This is a genomic window from Pseudomonas sp. QS1027, assembly GCF_002814235.1.
In the GTDB taxonomy this organism is placed as follows: Bacteria; Pseudomonadota; Gammaproteobacteria; order Pseudomonadales; family Pseudomonadaceae; genus Aquipseudomonas.
The window spans coordinates 330,761-346,293 of record NZ_PHSU01000004.1 but is presented as its reverse complement, the minus strand read 5'-3'; the positions used below and the strand labels follow the sequence as shown (position 1 = coordinate 346,293).

The window sequence follows — 15,533 nt, the reverse complement described above, 5'->3', positions numbered from 1 at the left end:
GAGCACAGCATGTCGATCCAACGGACAAATGGACTGAGGTCGACTCCCGGTAGCGCAACACCCGCAGACACCACGCCCGAGACTCACAGCAACCTCTTTCGGCGTGTTCCGGAGCTGATCAGGGAAGCCTACATCCTGTTCCCGCTGCTGGCCGCCCTGCTGGTACTGGCCATCTGGTCGGCCACCCTCTACCTCATCAAGATAGAACAGACCCGGGCCCAACGCAGCGCAGCCACCACCAGCCTGGAGATCAGCGCCACCTATGAAGCGCAGATGTTGCGAGCCGTTCGCGAAATTGACCAAACCCTCAAGCTGGTCAAATACACCTATGAGGCCGAGGGTGAGCGTAATCCCCTGCCCAAGCTCAAGGAACGGTCCTTGCTGCCACCGGCCCTGCTGTTTGACGTCAGTGTGGTCAACCCGGACGGCGAGCCCGTGGCAAGCACTCGCGCCAACGAGGCGGGAAATATCACCGAACCGGATGAACAACAGACGTTGCGGCACAACGATACGCTGTTGATCAGTCGTCCCTGGAAAAGCCCGCTGACGGGAGAATGGCGATTGCGCTTCAGCCGTCGGCTCAACGCAGCGAACGGCGCGTTCTCGGGTATTGCCCGGGTCGAAGTCGATGCGGCTTATTTCGTCAGCAGCTATGACGACTCGAAACTCGGCGACCGGGGTGTACTCGGACTCCTGGGAACCGACGGCATCTTCCGGGTACGACGCACCGGAGAGTCGGTGCTGGCCGGCGATGCCGTCGACTACGCGACACTGGCCCCCAATACCGAGGACACCCAGGCACGGCTCTCGACCAACGCCTGGGATGGCGTGCGTCGCTATACCAGCGTGCGCCAGCTGTATGACTTTCCCCTGGCGGTGATTGTCGGCTTATCCGCCGAAGAACGCCTGGCCGCCGTGAACCGGCAAGCGCAGGCCTACCTGTGGCGGGCCGCCGCTGGCAGTCTGCTGCTGGTACTCCTCGCCGGCCTGCTGAGCCGCATGAACTGGCAGCTGGCGCAAAGTCGCTTGCGCGCCGCCGAGGACAAAGTGGCCTATGCCGAGCGCGTCGAGTACCTCGCCTATCACGACGGTCTCACTGCACTGCCCAATCGCAGTCTGTTCAGCAAACTGTTGAGCCAGAACATCAGTGAGGCGCGCCGTTATCATCGACAACTGGCAGTGTTGTTCCTTGACCTCGACCGCTTCAAACACATCAACGACACGCTGGGCCACCATGCCGGCGACCATCTGCTGCAGGAAGTCGCGGGTCGCCTCACGGCCTGCCTGCGCGCCAGCGATATCGTCGCTCGCCTGGGTGGCGATGAATTCGTGGTCTTGCTACCGGAGCTGTCCGAGGCCAAATATGTGGCGAACACCGCACAGAAAATCCTCTCCGCCATTGCCAAGCCTTTCAAGCTTCAGGGGCAGGAGTTCCGGGTGACCGCCAGTGTCGGCATCAGCCTCTATGCGCAAGACGGCCTGGACGAACAGACGCTGACCAAACATGCCGATATCGCCATGTATCAGGCCAAGCAACAGGGTAAAAACAACTTCCAGTTCTACTCCGAGAAACTCAACGCCGAGTCGCTGGAACGCTTGACCCTGGAACTCGGCCTGCGCCATGCGCTGGAGCGTAATGAGTTCCGCCTCCACTATCAGGCCAAGCGCGATATCCGCAGCGGCCAGATCACCGGCATGGAAGCACTGTTGCGCTGGGAACACCCGGACCTCGGGCTGATAGCGCCCATGCAATTTATCCCCGTCGCCGAGGAAACCGGCCTGATCGTGCCCATCGGCAAGTGGGTACTGAGGACCGCTTGCCTGCAAAACATCGCCTGGCAACAGCAGGGACTGCCGCATCTGGGGATCGCCGTAAACCTGACGGCCCGTCAGTTTGTCGATGACAACCTACTCACCGACCTTGCCGCGATACTGGCAGAGACCGGCATGGAAGCCGGCTTGCTGGAACTGGAGATCGCCGAGAGCCTGCTCATGCAGGATGTCAAAAGAGCGCTGCAAGTGTTGAACGGCCTTAAAAAACTGAAGATCCGGATCGCCATCGACGACTTCGGGATTGGCTACTCGTCGCTCTCGGCACTCAAGCAGTTCCCACTCGACTCGATCAAGATCGACCGCTCGTTTATCCGTGACGTCACCAGCGTGGCGGAAGACAAAGCCCTGACCGAGGCCATTATCGCCATGGGGCGAACCCTCAGCCTGACCGTGGTGGCCCAAGGCGTGGAAACCCGCGAGCAGGCCGACTTCCTGCGGGACAACGCCTGTGACGAGTTCCAGGGTTTCTACTTCAACAAGCCGATGCCGGCCGATCAGTTCGGGGTCTTGCTCCAGACACAGGCGGCCAACAAGGCCCCCGGCAGATAACCGTCATTGCGGGTCGACGGGCAGCGCCCTGACGCTGGCATCCACTTCCCGAGCCTCGATATAGCCGATGCTATCGGGATTCCCGGCAATCCGTTTCTTCACTTCCGCGCCATTGGCTACCGCTTCCGGCGGCTGGCCCCTGCCAGTAAAAATGATTTTCGACCAGTGCGCCTTGAGCTGCGCGGCCGACTTGCCGGTGAAGACGGTGTAGAACTCATCACGGGTCGCGGAGCCTTCCGTCTGATCGATTGGAATGGCCTGCTTGCCGCTGGGAAAGCGATTGCTCTTGCCCAGGAAGATGTCCGCCACCTGATTACGCGTCAGCGCCTGCACCGGGCTGGCAGCGGCGACAACCACCACTACCTCGGCCATGGCCAACGTGCTGCCCAGACACAGGGCAAACCCTGCCACCGTGCAACCGGCACGTTTGAGAAAGCCCATGATCGGCGCCATCAGAAGACAAAGTCGACAGCGAGGCTGAGCAGGTTGAACGAGCCTCCCGGCTGATAGTCCGGCTGCAAGTTGATCAACGGGCCCGAGGCATTGCTATCCAGACGCGTGTAGTCGTACTGCAGTTTGGCGTCCATATTTTTCGTGAAATCCCAGCGCATGCCAACGGACAGGGTGTGCTGGCCGCTGCCCGATGCCAATTGGCTATTGAGTGCACTGTTAAGACCGGCAGCGGCGCTCGCGAGATCTGGCGATAACCCCGATGTCGTCAGGCCCGCGCTGGAAGTTTCGCTGATCGTCTTTGAGCGCGCGTAGGTGACATAGGGTGTGAATGTGTCAATCCTGTATCCACTGCTGACATACCAGGCGTTTATCGTCCCTATGACCGAAGGGCTGTCGGTATGCCCCCATTCACCCATGACAAACCATTTGCCGGGATCATAGATGGCCCCCACACCGATGAACTCAAAGGGCTTGCCCTTGACATCATAACGGTCGGCTATCGCATTGCCTTGCGCACCGAAGCCTCTGAAACCGTCGAAAAGTGGATTGAACGACTCCACGGTCACGTGGGTTTTCTGGTAGGTGACGCGGAGGGTCAAGTCCCTGTATTCAGTCAAATTGGAAATGCCCCACGCGTCCCTGCTCAAGGTCCTGCCGGTGTTGTCGGGCATCCGGAAATCGCCCTGGCCGACATTGCCCTGCACGGTATTGGTCAGGTCGCCGAAGTGCAGTCGGTAGCTGAGGTCGAGGCCATCGGTGCTGGTGACCGGTATCAGGCTATAGACCTCTCCCGGCGGGCGTACCCATGGCAGGGTGTAACCGACTTTTCGGCTGTCGGAGAGCAGGAAAGCCGGCTGCACCGTGCGACCGGCGCGCAGGCTGAAATCGGGCGTGAACTGGTATTTGAAGTTCGCCCATTCGAGGGTGGGACGGTAGCTGTCGTCGTAACGCTGCTCCGAGATGACCTGTACCACGGCCGAGAGCTGCTGGGTAAGGTTGGCCGTTACCTGGGCACCGATCAGGCTGTCGACATCGGCATCCCAGTTACGGGTGTAACCGGCACCATTGGGCTTGTAGATGCTGGACGTGAAATCGGCGTTTTTCTCGCTGGAGTGAACAATACCGACCGTGCCGAAACTACTCAGGGAAAACGTTGGCATCGTCGAGTCGTCGGCGTTGACGGTGGCGACATACAGCGCCATCACTGCCAGGGCCAGTGTATTGAGTTTTGGCGTCATGGGATCAACGCAGCCGTATCAGGCAAGCGAAGACATGCAGGCACGCGTTCGCTCTGGAAAGCGTCTCGAGATTGACTGATGGGGTGTCGGGGAAGACCGCGGCCATTCGTTTCTATTCCTTGTAACGTTGGCTCAATAAAATCCAGCGATGCCACGAGCGAAATTGTAGACGACAAAAACCCTTGCGCTCGGGTTATGCAGCCACTGCGGGGCTCGAAACCTGGCTGGGCAGTTCCAGGGTGAAGATTGCCCCTTGTCCCGGCCCGTCGCTGTGGACCTTCAATACCCCGCCCATCTCCATGGCCGCCAGGATGCAGCTGTGCAACCCGAAACCATGACCGTCTTTGCGCGTGGTGAATCCGTGGGCAAAAATCCGCGTCAGATTCTCTGCGGCAATGCCCTCGCCATTGTCGATCACCTGGATAACCAAGGTCTGCTCCGGCAGCATCTCGGTATGCAGGGTAATCAGCGGAGGTCGATCGGCCGGATTGTCCATCGCCCCGCCGGCATTTTTTATCAGGTTGACCAGGATCATCAGCAGGCGATGCTTGTCCAGTTGCAAACAGGGCGTTTCGGCAAACTCTTTCACCACGGTGATCTGCCGGGCGGCGAGGAAGCTGGCGTTCATGCGCAAGGCGTCCTCGATCAACTGCGGTACCTGCACGGTCTCGGCGAGACTCGACACCCCTGAATAAGACTGCTGGGCCGCGACGATTTCCTTGATGTGATCAATGCTCTTGGTCAATTGCTCGAGCTCATCGGCCATGCTCTTCTGTTCGACCGCCAAAGCGTCCACCAGCTGGTTCAGATAGCCCGGCAACAGCTTGCCTTTCGCGTCCTGGGAGATGAAGTCCCCCAGATCCGCGGCATGCTCGTTCATCAACTGCACCGCTTTGCTCAGTCCCAAGGCCTTGCTGGTGCGCAGCTTGCGGGTAACCACCTCGGCGGAGACATTCACGCTATTGAGCACATTGCCGACGTTATGCAGGACGTTGGTGGCGATTTCCGCCATGCCGGCCTGGCGCGCAATGGCGACCAACTGGGCCTGGGCTTCGGCCGCGCGCAAGCGGCTTTGCGCCAGCTGCCAGCTCATCCGGCTCAGCAGGCCGACCAGCAATACCAGCAACAGGCTGCCGCCTGCGGCACGCCACACATAGGTATGCGCCTGCCCGGTCACCGTGGCCAGTTGTTCGTCTTCGGAAAGCCCGACAATCACTGCCAGGGGCAGGTCATAGAGCTGGCGGGCGCTGGTGTAGCGGCGCACGCCGTCCCAGGTATTGGTCGCCAGCAGCGCCTGGGTGTCCTCGGTGTCCGGGACCAGCGCCGCGTAATCGACCGCGTTGCCGGCCAGCACCGACTCCCCGGTACGCAGCACCCGGAAAACGCCATCGGTGCCCAGCAGGCCGAGTACGCCGCGGTCGCCGAGTTTCGAGGCGTCATAACTGCTGACGAAATAGGCCGCATCGACCTCGACCCGGGCGATACCCGAGAACCTGCCGTCCGGCGCATTGAGGCGACGACTGAAGCGCAGCCGCCATTCTCCTGTCTGCGGGTTTTTCCAGGGACGGCTGATCAACAACGTATCGTTGTTCAGCAATGCCTGCTGCTCATCCGGGTCAGCGACAGTGTCCGTCTCGTTGGCCCGTGTGCTCGCCACCACACCGCCGCCCGGGTTGGCCACACTGACGTCAAACAGCAAGGGCGGCGGCAACAACGCCCGTTCCTTGAGCCTGGGCAGCGGATTACGCTCGCCCTCGGCCTCATAGGTGTATTTGACCAGCTTGAGGGTTTGATCGATTTCGTGAACGGCACGCAACATCTGCGCCTCGTAGGTGGCGCCGATCTCCAGGCTGGCCGTGGTTGCAGCGCGTTGCGCGCGTAACAGTTCACTGTTGATGAGGTACAGCGTCGTCGCCCAGATGACCAGCAACAGGACAACCGCCAACAAGGGAAACAGGATATAGGCTTCCTTGACCTGATCGAGCCCACGCCGAAACAGGCTATGGGTGCTCTTGGCAATGGCCTCTGCGAACCGGGCGATACGAGGAGACGACCCGAGTCCGTTTGGTCGTTGGAACGACATGTTGTGCTCCCTGCGTTGTACTGATACTCCAGGTTGGCCGGCATCCGACGGGATCAGGGCTCAAGGAGATGGCGGGGGCTCCCGGCAGTGTCCGCAGGAATGAAATTCCCAACGGATCCGATAAGAACTATAGATCACAAACCGGTTGAACGAGCCCGATTAGCGAGCATCCAACTCATTACATCACGTCACCAATGATGTTCTTCTCACCACCTTTATCCATCCATCGCAACACAATAGATTGACTCCACTGCCTGCCATCATGCCGATGGGCAGGCCACTGGAGACTTGTCATGCCTTTTGTCAGCGTGCGCATAACCCGCGATGGCGTCACCTCGGAGCAGAAAGCCCAGGTGATTGCTGAAATCACTGAAACCCTGCAACGGGTGCTGAACAAACGCCCGGACCTGACCCATATCGTGATCGAGGAAGTCGACACCGATAACTGGGGCTACGCCGGTATCAGCACCACCCAATACCGCCAGCAACTGGCGCAGAACCCGTCATGAGCGCGCCGGTCAAGCTCGACTTCATCTCCGATGTGGTCTGTCCCTGGTGCGCCCTGGGCGTGACGGCCCTGGAGCAGGCGATCGCCAACCTGGCCGGTGAAGTCCCGGTCGAGTTGACCTTCAAACCCTTCGAACTGAACCCGGACATGCCCGCCGAAGGCGAACACGCGGTCCGGCACATGATGCGCAAATACGGGCGCAGCGCCGAGGAAGTCGCCGCCGGCAAGCAGATGCTGATGACCCGTGGCCAGGCCATCGGTTTTCAGTTCGACCTGGAAAAACGCAGCCATTTCTACAACACCTTCGATGCCCACCGCCTGTTGCTCTGGGCCTTGCAGGAAGGACGGCAGCTCGAACTGAAGAGAGCCTTGCTGCGCGCCTATTTCAGCGACGGCCAGAACCCGAGCGACCGCGAAACCCTGGTGCGTCTGGCAGCTGACGCGGGCCTGGAAGCAGATCGGGCCCGTGAAGTGCTGGCCTCAGGCGAATTCGCCGACGAAGTCCGTGAACTTGAGGATTTCTACCGCGCACGCGGCATCAACTCGGTGCCGGCGATGATCCTCAACGGCCGCCATCTGGTGTCCGGTTCGCAATCGGTCGAGTACTACGAACAGATGCTGCGGGAAATCGCCCACGCCGCCCCTTGATACATCACGCCCTACCCCACTTATCCGCCTATAGAGGTTTTGTCATGAGCACTGCAAAAAAAGTCGTTGTGATTACCGGCGCGTCCCAAGGGATCGGCGCTGCACTGGTCAAGGCCTACCGTGATCTCGATTACCGGGTGGTCGCCACTGCCCGTTCGGTCAAGCCGTCGACTGATCCGGACATCCTCACGGTCGTCGGCGACATCGCCGACCCGGCCACCGCCGAGCGCGTCATCCGTGAAGGTGTCGCCCGTTTTGGCCGCATCGACAGCCTGATCAACAACGCCGGGATCTTCATCGCCAAGCCATTCACCGGCTACACCCACGAAGACTATGTCAACGTGCTGGCGGTGAACCTGAATGGTTTCTTCTACATCACCCAGCTGGCCATTACCGAAATGGAAAAACAAGGCAAGGGCCATATCGTCAACGTCACCACCAGCCTGGTGGATCACGCCATTGACGGGGTGCCGTCGGTGCTCGCATCGCTGACCAAGGGCGGGCTCAACTCGGCGACCAAGTCCCTGGCGATCGAGTACGCCAAGCGCGGGATCCGGGTCAATGCGGTCAGCCCCGGGATCATCAAGACCCCGATGCATGCCGAAGAAACCCATGAAGCGCTGGGCCGCCTGCATCCGGTTGGGCGGATGGGGGAAACCGGCGATATCGTCCAGGCGATTGTCTACCTGGAATCCGCCGGCTTTGTCACCGGTGAAATCCTCCATGTGGATGGTGGGCAGAGTGCCGGACACTAAGAGACTCGGCTGAATACAAACGCCCCGACCTTCAGGCTTCGGGGCGTTTGGGTTGCAGGTCGCTTAGCCACCACTCTGGAAATCGGCAATCTGCTGCCACATCGCAATCGGATTGGAATACATGGGGAAGTGCCCGCACTGCGCAATGGGCGCCAGCCGCACGCCTTCGGCCTGGATATGCGAGAGATAGGACAGCGAGGCGTTCTGCTCGCCATACATGAACATACGGGGGCATTTCAGACCGAGGAATTTGCCCATCAGGTCGGCGTTATCGGAAAGCTCGACCATTGACTGGAAGATCCCGCGCACCGCACCGGCCCGGACCTTGTGCCGCAAGCTGGCCGAATACAGCGCACTGGCATACGCCGGAGCCTGGCGGGTACGTTCGATAAACGCGGCAAAAAAAACCTCGGGATCGTCCGCCGGATAGTCGACGATCTGCCGGCTGAGAAAGCAGTCTTCCGGGGCAATATTGCCCTCGATATCGACAAAGCTGAGTATCCGCCCTGGGAACTGATGGGCCAGCATCAACGCGGTGAGTCCGCCCATGGAGTGGCCGACCAGATGGAAGCGCTCGATATCGAAATGCTCCAGTACCTGCAACGCCGTCTGCAGCAGGAAAGGAATGGAAATCCGCGACAGATCACTGCACTGGCTTTCGCCGCAACCCGGCGCGTCATAGGCGACAAAGGGATGCCCGGCAAAGGCCGCCTGTTGCACGATGTCGGCGTAGTCTTCCTTGGTCGAGCCAAAGCCATGCAGGAAGACAATGGGCGCCAAGGCCCCCTCACGACAGATGGCGGCGACGTTCAGTTGAACCCCCTCTACCGTCAGGGGGAGCTGCGTGTGGGTGAACGTTTCTGCTGAGGGCACGTTAATGACTCCTTGAACGAAAGATTGCCGCCCAGACGCGGGCTGCCGACGGCACAGGCGGCAATTTCGAGGAAATCAGGCCTTCTGTAAATTCCTCATTGAGGAAGGTTTTCATACGCAAAACCTATCGACCTCGCAAACACCCCGGTCATACCTTGGCCCGAAACCGGGTGACCAGCGCTTCTACCAATGGATTGGGCCGGCTGGTATTCCAGGCCATCGCGGTGGTAACCACCTGCAACTTCTGGCTCAGCGGCCTAAACACCACATTGGCGGGGGCCAGCTTTTTCAATGACGCCGGCACCAGCGCGATACCTTGGCCATAGCTGACAAAGGCGATCTGCGAAGCGACCGAGCGCACTTCATGCAGTACACGCGGGGAAAAACCACTGGCCCGGCAGGTCGCAATCAAGTTGTCGAAATACACCGGACTGACCTTTCGGGAAAACATCACCAGGGGCTCATTGGCCAGGCTCGACAGGCTGACTCGCGAGCGCGAGGCCAATGGATGGTCACCGGGCAGCGCCACCACCAGCCGATCTTCCGTCAATGGCAGTGACCGGATCGAAGCCCCCAGATCACCGTCCAGACGGGCAAACGCCAGGTCGATATCCCCGGCCTCCAGCGCCGGGACGGCTTCAACGCTGTCGATTTCCCGCACCGACACCGTGAGGTGCGGGTATTCACGCTTCAGTTGTTCGATCAAGCCCGGCAACACGTCAAACATGGCCGTTGAAATCGCGCCGATGGTCAGCAGGCCCGACTGCCCCGCCACCGCCTCTTCCACGGCCAGTTCCAGGCGCTCCAGTTGCTCGGCGAACTTGCGTACCGCCGGCAGGATCGCGGCCCCGACCGGGGTCAGTTTCGCCCCGCGTCGCGAGCGTTCGAAAAGCGTGACCTTGAGGGCCTGCTCCAGGACCTGGATCTGCTCGCTCAGCGGTGGCTGGGACATGCCCAGACGCTTGGCGGCGCGGCCGAAATTCTGCTCTTCGGCCACCGCCAGGAACAACCAGAGGTGACGAATCAGACGAAAATTGATCATGGCTAATCCATAGGTTCAGCGTATCTAACGCTTCTGTGATTAGTAATATACCTATCAAACTTCCTCACCGAAACTGGGCGCCTCCGTCACCACAGGGCTCCCCCATGACCCACAAGAGTTTGCTGGAACGCTTGGCGGCGCTGGACACCAACACCGTGTCCGATGCGCTCGATTTCCTCGGCCTGCCCGGCGCCACGGTCGGGCTGCGTCCGCTGTGGAACTGCCCGAAAATCGTCGGACGGGCCAGTACCGTACTGCTGGCCCCCAAGTCCGATAAAGCGCCGAGCGTGCACCTGATCACACCAGTGGTCGAACAGATCGACAGCGACGATCGGGTGCTGGTGATTGCCGGCGGCCTCGAAGGCATCTCCTGCTGGGGCGATATCCTCGCCAATGCCGCATCCGCCAAGCAGGTGCGCGGCACGGTGATCGACGGTTTCAGTCGCGACATCGACGGCAGCGAAGCGATTGGCTACCCGGTCTACGGCCGTGGAGTGACGATGATCAGCGCGCGCAATCGCGTGGTGCAGATCGATGCAGCCGTGACGATCAACATGGCTGGTGTCGACGTCAGCGAGGACGATTATGTGATCGCCGACAACTGCGGCACGCTGTTCATCTCCTCTCCCCATATCGAGAAGGTGATCGACCTTGGCGAACGCATTGCCCGTCGCCAGGACGGCATGGTCGAGGCCGTGCGCAGCGGTCGTTCGGTGGCCGAGGTGATGCATGACACCCAGTTCGAAGCCATCTACGTGGAGCCCGCGCGATGAATCTTGAAGATCGGCAACTGGTTGCCCTGTTCGAAGGCCTGGACACCCCGGGCGTGTCCGACGCCATGGACAAGCTCGGCCTGCCCGGCCAATGCCTCGGCATCGCGCCCCTGGACAACTACCGCGCGGTGATCGTCGGTCCGGCGTTCACCGTGCAGTACGTGTCGGCGAGCGTGCCGCCCGGCACCGTGGGTGATTTCATCGAGGACGTGGCGCCCGGTGACGTGGTGGTCATGGCCAACGACGGCCGCACCGACTGCACAGTCTGGGGCGACATCATGACCCAGTACGCCGGCACACGACAGATTGCCGGTACCGTCATCGACGGTGTTTGCCGAGACGTGAACAAGGCGCTGGGGGACGGCTATCCGATCTTCAGCAAGGGCCGCTTCATGCGCACCGGCAAGGACCGCGTACAGGTCCAGTCGACCCGCCAGCCGGTGTCCATCGGCACGGCGCGGGTTTGCGACCGCGACATCGTGGTCGCCGATGCCAACGGCGTGGTGATCGTGCCCCGTGCCCGTGCCGCCGAAGTGGCAGCCTGTGCCCGCCAGATCGAAACGGTCGAAGCCGGGATTCGCGCCCTGATCAGCCAAGGCAAAACCCTGAAAGAAGCCAGGGCCGCACTCGGTTATCACAACCTGCAGAGGAAGGTATGAGCATCGATATTCAACGGCTGAACCAACGCCTGGCCAGCGCGCAACCTTCGGCGACCTACCGGATCATGGACCGGGTGGCGGAACGGCGGGCACAAGGCGCAACGATCATTTCACTCTGCGCGGGCGAACCGGACTTCGATACGCCCGAGCATGTGCGTGCTGCGGCCATTGATGCCATCGAGCACGGCCACACCCGCTACACCCAGGTCGCCGGTGTCCGTTCGCTGCGTGAAGCGGTGGCGGCCAAGTTCCGGCGAGAGAACGGCCTGGACGTCACCTGGCAGGACACCCTGGTCTGCAACGGCGGCAAACAGGTGATCTACAACGCCCTGGCGGCCACGCTGAACGAGGGCGATCAAGTCATAGTGCCCGCGCCCTACTGGGTCAGTTACCCGGAGATGGTCCAGCTGTGCGGCGGTGAAGCGCGGATCGTTGTCTGCGATGCCGATACCGGCTTCAAGTTGACCGCCTCGGCACTGAATGACGCGATCACGCCGCAGACCCGCTGGCTGATCCTCAATTCGCCGTCCAATCCCACCGGTGCGGTGTACAGCCGGGAGGAGCTCCAGGCGCTGGCCGCTGTGTTGCTGGCCCATCCCCAGGTACTGATCCTGGCCGATGATATCTATGAACACCTGATCTTCGACGATCAGGCGTTCCATACCCTGGCCCAGGTGGAGCCAAGGCTGGCACCGCGGACCCTGACCATGAACGGTGTATCCAAGGCCTATGCCATGACCGGCTGGCGCATCGGCTTTGCCACGGGGCCACGCTGGTTGCTGGCGGCCATGGAAAAACTGCAAGGGCAGCAGACCTCGGGAGCGAGTTCGGTTTCACAGCAGGCGGCACTCGCGGCGCTGGAAGGCCCCAAGGATTTCATCCACGAAAGCCGGGCAGTTTTCCAGCGCCGTCGCGACTGGATGGTGGCGTTGCTGAATGACATACCGGGACTGGCATGCGAGAGTCCGGCGGGTGCGTTCTATGCCTTTGCCTCTTGCGCCGGCCTGATGGGTCGCACCTCACCCGCAGGGCGAGTACTGCACAGCGATGAAGAGGTCGCCCATGCCCTGCTGGATGAAGCGGATGTCGCCGTTGTGCAGGGCAGCGCGTTCGGGCTCGGCCCCTACATCCGCATCGCCTATGCGCTGGATGACGCCTCCTTGCGCCAGGCTTGCGAAGCCATTCAGCGGTTTTGCAGCGCCTTGCGCTGATCCAGCATGTCCAGCGACGCCAGTGTCATTGGCACTGGCGTCCACGTTCATACGATGCTCAGCAAGCCTCCCAGCAAGCCACATCCCAGCACCACCAACCAGGGCGGAACCTTCCAGAACATCAAGGCGACCAGGGCCAGCAACGCCAGCCCGAAATCCTCGGGCTTGAAGATTGCGCTGGTCCAGACCGGGTTGTACAAGGCCGCCAGGAGCAACCCGACCACCCCCGCGTTAACCCCCGCAAGCGCCGCCCGGGTGCGCACGCTGTGGCGCAGTGGCTCCCAGAATGGCAGCACACCGATCACCAGCAGGAACGAAGGCACGAAAATAGCGATGAGGCACAGCGTAGCGCCCGCCCAACCGGAAGGCTGGACGCTCATGGAGGCGCCGAGAAAAGCCGAAAAGGTCAGGAGTGGGCCCGGCACCGCCTGCGCCAGGCCATAGCCGGCGAGAAACGTGTCATTGGCGACCCAACCATTGGGCACCGTGGCCGCCTGAAGCAACGGCAGCACCACATGCCCACCACCAAATACCAGCGAACCGGCACGGTAGAAGGCGTTCACCATGGCAAGCGCGGATGAAGGCCAGACCTCGATCGCCAACGGCAGGCCAACCAGCAGGCTGAAGAACAGCACCAGCGAGATCACCCCGACTGTCCGGCTGACCGAGATCGGCAAAGACTCCGCCGCTTGACCCTGAGCGGGTTTGAACAGCAGCAAACCGATGACGGCGGTACAGGCGATCACCCCGATCTGTCCCCAGGCGTTGGGCCACAGCAAGGCGGCGCAGGCCGCGAGCGCAGCAATGGTCACCCGGGGCACATCGGTGCAAAGAGTGCGCGCCATGCCCCAGACGGCTTGAGCCACCACGGCCACCGCGACGATCTTGAGACCGTGCGGCAGGCCACTGGGCAATGCACTTCCCCAAGTGGACATCCCCTGGGCAAACAGGACCAGGACGATAGCCGAGGGCAAGGTAAACCCTGCCCATGCCGCGAAAGCCCCGCCCAATCCTGCACGCGACAGCCCTACCCCGATGCCGACCTGGCTGCTGGCAGGTCCTGGAAGAAACTGACACAGGGCGACCAGATCGACATAACTCTGCTCGCTGAGCCATTGGCGCCGAGCCACGAACTCCTCGCGAAAGTAACCCAGATGCGCGATCGGCCCGCCGAAAGAGCTCAGCCCCAGGCGCAGGAACACCAGAAACACTGTCCATGCAGAGTCGGGTCTGCCCCCCTTGGTGCTACTGGCTGCTGACAATGTGCAGGCTCCCCGAAGTCGCGGCTGTCGTTTGCTCGCTGATCTCATTCAGGCGCAACTTTACTATCGGGGACTGCTCATCGAACACCTCTTATCCACCCATGACCTGCACCTGCGCCAGGGCTTCCATCAGTTGCGACTGGCTGTAGGGCTTGAGGATCCGCGGTAGCCTGGCGGCCAGACCGTCCAGATGCTGGGCATACCCGGTGGCCAGAATGATCGGCAGTTCGGGGTAGAGTTTTCGCACGACCTCGGCCAACTCGGCCCCATTCATCTGCGGCATGGCCACGTCGGTGATCATCAGGTCGATGCCGGGGTATTGCCCGAAGCATTGCAGGGCCTGCAGACCGGAAGCCGCACCAATCACCTGATGCCCCAGGTCCTCGAGCAACAACATGGTGCTGTTGAGCACCAGGCTGTCATCGTCGACCACCAGGACCGTCATGGGTTTGAACAGCGACCTGTGCCTGTCCTCTGTTGGCAACGGCAGTCTCGGAGCGGCCCCGGTGTCCACCGGCAACCAGAGTTCGGCCGTGGTGCCCTGGCCCTTGCTGCTTTTCAGCACCAGTCGACCGCCCAACTGTTCCGCCAACCCATGGACCATCGACAGCCCAAGTCCGGTGCCCTTGCCCACCCCCTTGGTGGTGAAGAAGGGATCTGCTGCGTAGGCCAGGGTCTGTTCATCCATACCTTCGCCATCGTCGACAACCGACAGGCACACGTACTGATCGTGCACCAGCGTAGCGAGCTTGTCGCGGACCTCGGCTTTGATCGAAATAGTGCCGCCAGCCGGCATCGCATCGCGGGCGTTGCTCACCAGATTGAGCAAGGCCAGCTCCAACTGGTTGATGTCGACATGCACCGCTGGCAATCCTTCCGTCAGCTCAGTCCGAACCGTCACCTGGTCCCCCACCGAACTGCAGAGCAGGTCGAAAAGATTGTCCACCAACCGAGGCAGTTGCACCGCCTCGGTCTTGAGTTCCTGGCGCCGGGCGAAGGCCAGCATCCGCTGGGTCAGCGATACACCACGTTCGGTCCCGAGCAGCGCGTTATCCACCAGCCGCGAGAGCTTCGGGTCGCCATCGACGCGTTTGCGCAGCAATTCGAGGTTACCCTGGATAACGGTCAGCAGATTGTTGAAATCATGGGCGACACCGCCACTGAGTTGACCGACGGCCTGGAGCTTTTGCGACTGGAACAACGCCTCACGCGCCAATTTCAAGTCCTTTTGTGCTTCGGCCGTGTCACTGATATCGCGGGTGATCTTGGCGAAACCGAGCAGGTTGCCCTCTGGATCGCGAATCGGATCGATGACCACATGACACCAGAAGCGTGTGCCATCCTTGCGCACCCGCCAGCCCTCGCCCTCGAACCGCCCCTCGACGATGGCGGTATTCAAGGCCCGTTCGGGCAATCCGGCCTGGCGGTCTTCGGGGGTGTAGAAACAGGAAAAGTGTGCACCGAGGATTTCCGCTTCCAGATACCCCTTGAATCGCCTGGCTCCGGTGTTCCAACTGACGATAGTGCCCTGGGGGTCAATCATGTAGATCGCATAGTCGATCACGGCATCGACCAACAAACGAAAACGATTGTCATCGAACAGGCTTCGAAGTGCGGGCTGGTCAGGCATAACGGCCTCCGATATT

Annotated in this window: 14 protein-coding genes; 7 read left to right on the top strand and 7 right to left on the bottom strand. The window is 61.2% G+C overall.

Going from position 1 to position 15,533, the window contains the following annotated elements:
- Positions 1-9: 9 nt before the first annotated feature.
- Positions 10-2,382, top strand: coding sequence for a bifunctional diguanylate cyclase/phosphodiesterase (locus CWE01_RS05240; RefSeq protein WP_100939470.1), 2,373 nt, complete (start codon positions 10-12; stop codon positions 2,380-2,382).
- Positions 2,383-2,385: 3 nt separating this feature from the next.
- On the opposite strand, the gene CWE01_RS05235 is transcribed toward CWE01_RS05240, so the two are convergent.
- The 3 genes from CWE01_RS05235 to CWE01_RS05225 all read right to left on the bottom strand — a co-directional run bounded on the left by CWE01_RS05235 (position 2,386) and on the right by CWE01_RS05225 (position 6,156).
- Positions 2,386-2,823, bottom strand: a complete 438-nt coding sequence (locus CWE01_RS05235; protein ID WP_100939469.1) for a phosphate ABC transporter substrate-binding protein — start codon at positions 2,821-2,823, stop codon at positions 2,386-2,388.
- An 11-nt stretch (positions 2,824-2,834) separates the two neighbouring features.
- The gene (locus tag CWE01_RS05230; protein ID WP_100939468.1) at positions 2,835-4,073 is read right to left on the bottom strand and encodes a hypothetical protein; all 1,239 of its coding nucleotides are present in this window, start codon (positions 4,071-4,073) and stop codon (positions 2,835-2,837) included.
- Positions 4,074-4,266: 193 nt separating this feature from the next.
- Complete coding sequence (locus CWE01_RS05225; protein WP_100939467.1) at positions 4,267-6,156, bottom strand: ATP-binding protein; 1,890 nt, start codon at positions 6,154-6,156, stop codon at positions 4,267-4,269.
- Positions 6,157-6,449: 293 nt separating this feature from the next.
- Here CWE01_RS05225 and CWE01_RS05220 point away from each other — a divergent pair, with 293 nt between their 5' ends.
- From CWE01_RS05220 to CWE01_RS05210, 3 genes are read left to right on the top strand one after another with little or no spacing between them, the layout of a single operon-like run.
- Positions 6,450-6,665 (top strand): 4-oxalocrotonate tautomerase family protein, encoded by a 216-nt coding sequence (locus CWE01_RS05220; protein WP_100939466.1) that lies wholly within the window; start codon positions 6,450-6,452, stop codon positions 6,663-6,665.
- Positions 6,662-7,312 (top strand): DsbA family oxidoreductase, encoded by a 651-nt coding sequence (locus CWE01_RS05215; RefSeq protein WP_100939465.1) that lies wholly within the window; start codon positions 6,662-6,664, stop codon positions 7,310-7,312. Before CWE01_RS05220 ends, CWE01_RS05215 begins: the two co-directional genes overlap by 4 nt.
- Positions 7,313-7,356: 44 nt before the next feature.
- A complete protein-coding gene (locus CWE01_RS05210) occupies positions 7,357-8,067 on the top strand; it encodes an SDR family NAD(P)-dependent oxidoreductase (protein WP_100939464.1) in 711 nt (236 codons plus the stop codon).
- Positions 8,068-8,130: 63 nt separating this feature from the next.
- On the opposite strand, the gene CWE01_RS05205 is transcribed toward CWE01_RS05210, so the two are convergent.
- Both CWE01_RS05205 and CWE01_RS05200 read right to left on the bottom strand, forming a co-directional pair.
- Positions 8,131-8,940 carry an alpha/beta fold hydrolase gene (locus CWE01_RS05205; RefSeq protein ID WP_100939463.1) on the bottom strand — a complete coding sequence of 270 codons (810 nt, stop codon included), beginning with the start codon at positions 8,938-8,940 and terminating at the stop codon, positions 8,131-8,133.
- A gap of 148 nt (positions 8,941-9,088) precedes the next feature.
- Positions 9,089-9,982: a LysR family transcriptional regulator gene (locus CWE01_RS05200; RefSeq protein WP_100939462.1), complete on the bottom strand. Its 894-nt coding sequence runs from the start codon at positions 9,980-9,982 to the stop codon at positions 9,089-9,091.
- Between the two features lie 104 nt (positions 9,983-10,086).
- Between CWE01_RS05200 and CWE01_RS05195 the strand changes: the two genes are divergently transcribed.
- The 3 genes from CWE01_RS05195 to CWE01_RS05185 are packed head-to-tail and all read left to right on the top strand — an operon-like array spanning position 10,087 to position 12,625.
- Positions 10,087-10,755 carry an RraA family protein gene (locus CWE01_RS05195; RefSeq protein ID WP_100939461.1) on the top strand — a complete coding sequence of 223 codons (669 nt, stop codon included), beginning with the start codon at positions 10,087-10,089 and terminating at the stop codon, positions 10,753-10,755.
- The gene (locus CWE01_RS05190) at positions 10,752-11,414 is read left to right on the top strand and encodes an RraA family protein (RefSeq protein WP_100939460.1); all 663 of its coding nucleotides are present in this window, start codon (positions 10,752-10,754) and stop codon (positions 11,412-11,414) included. The genes CWE01_RS05195 and CWE01_RS05190 overlap by 4 nt, the downstream gene beginning before the upstream one ends.
- Positions 11,411-12,625: a pyridoxal phosphate-dependent aminotransferase gene (locus CWE01_RS05185; RefSeq protein ID WP_100939459.1), complete on the top strand. Its 1,215-nt coding sequence runs from the start codon at positions 11,411-11,413 to the stop codon at positions 12,623-12,625. The genes CWE01_RS05190 and CWE01_RS05185 overlap by 4 nt, the downstream gene beginning before the upstream one ends.
- Before the next feature lie 47 nt (positions 12,626-12,672).
- Here CWE01_RS05185 and chrA read toward each other — a convergent pair whose 3' ends face one another.
- The gene (chrA, locus tag CWE01_RS05180) at positions 12,673-13,887 is read right to left on the bottom strand and encodes a chromate efflux transporter (protein ID WP_256579310.1); all 1,215 of its coding nucleotides are present in this window, start codon (positions 13,885-13,887) and stop codon (positions 12,673-12,675) included.
- A 91-nt stretch (positions 13,888-13,978) separates the two neighbouring features.
- Positions 13,979-15,517 (bottom strand): ATP-binding protein, encoded by a 1,539-nt coding sequence (locus CWE01_RS05175; RefSeq protein WP_100939457.1) that lies wholly within the window; start codon positions 15,515-15,517, stop codon positions 13,979-13,981.
- Positions 15,518-15,533 lie beyond the last annotated feature (16 nt).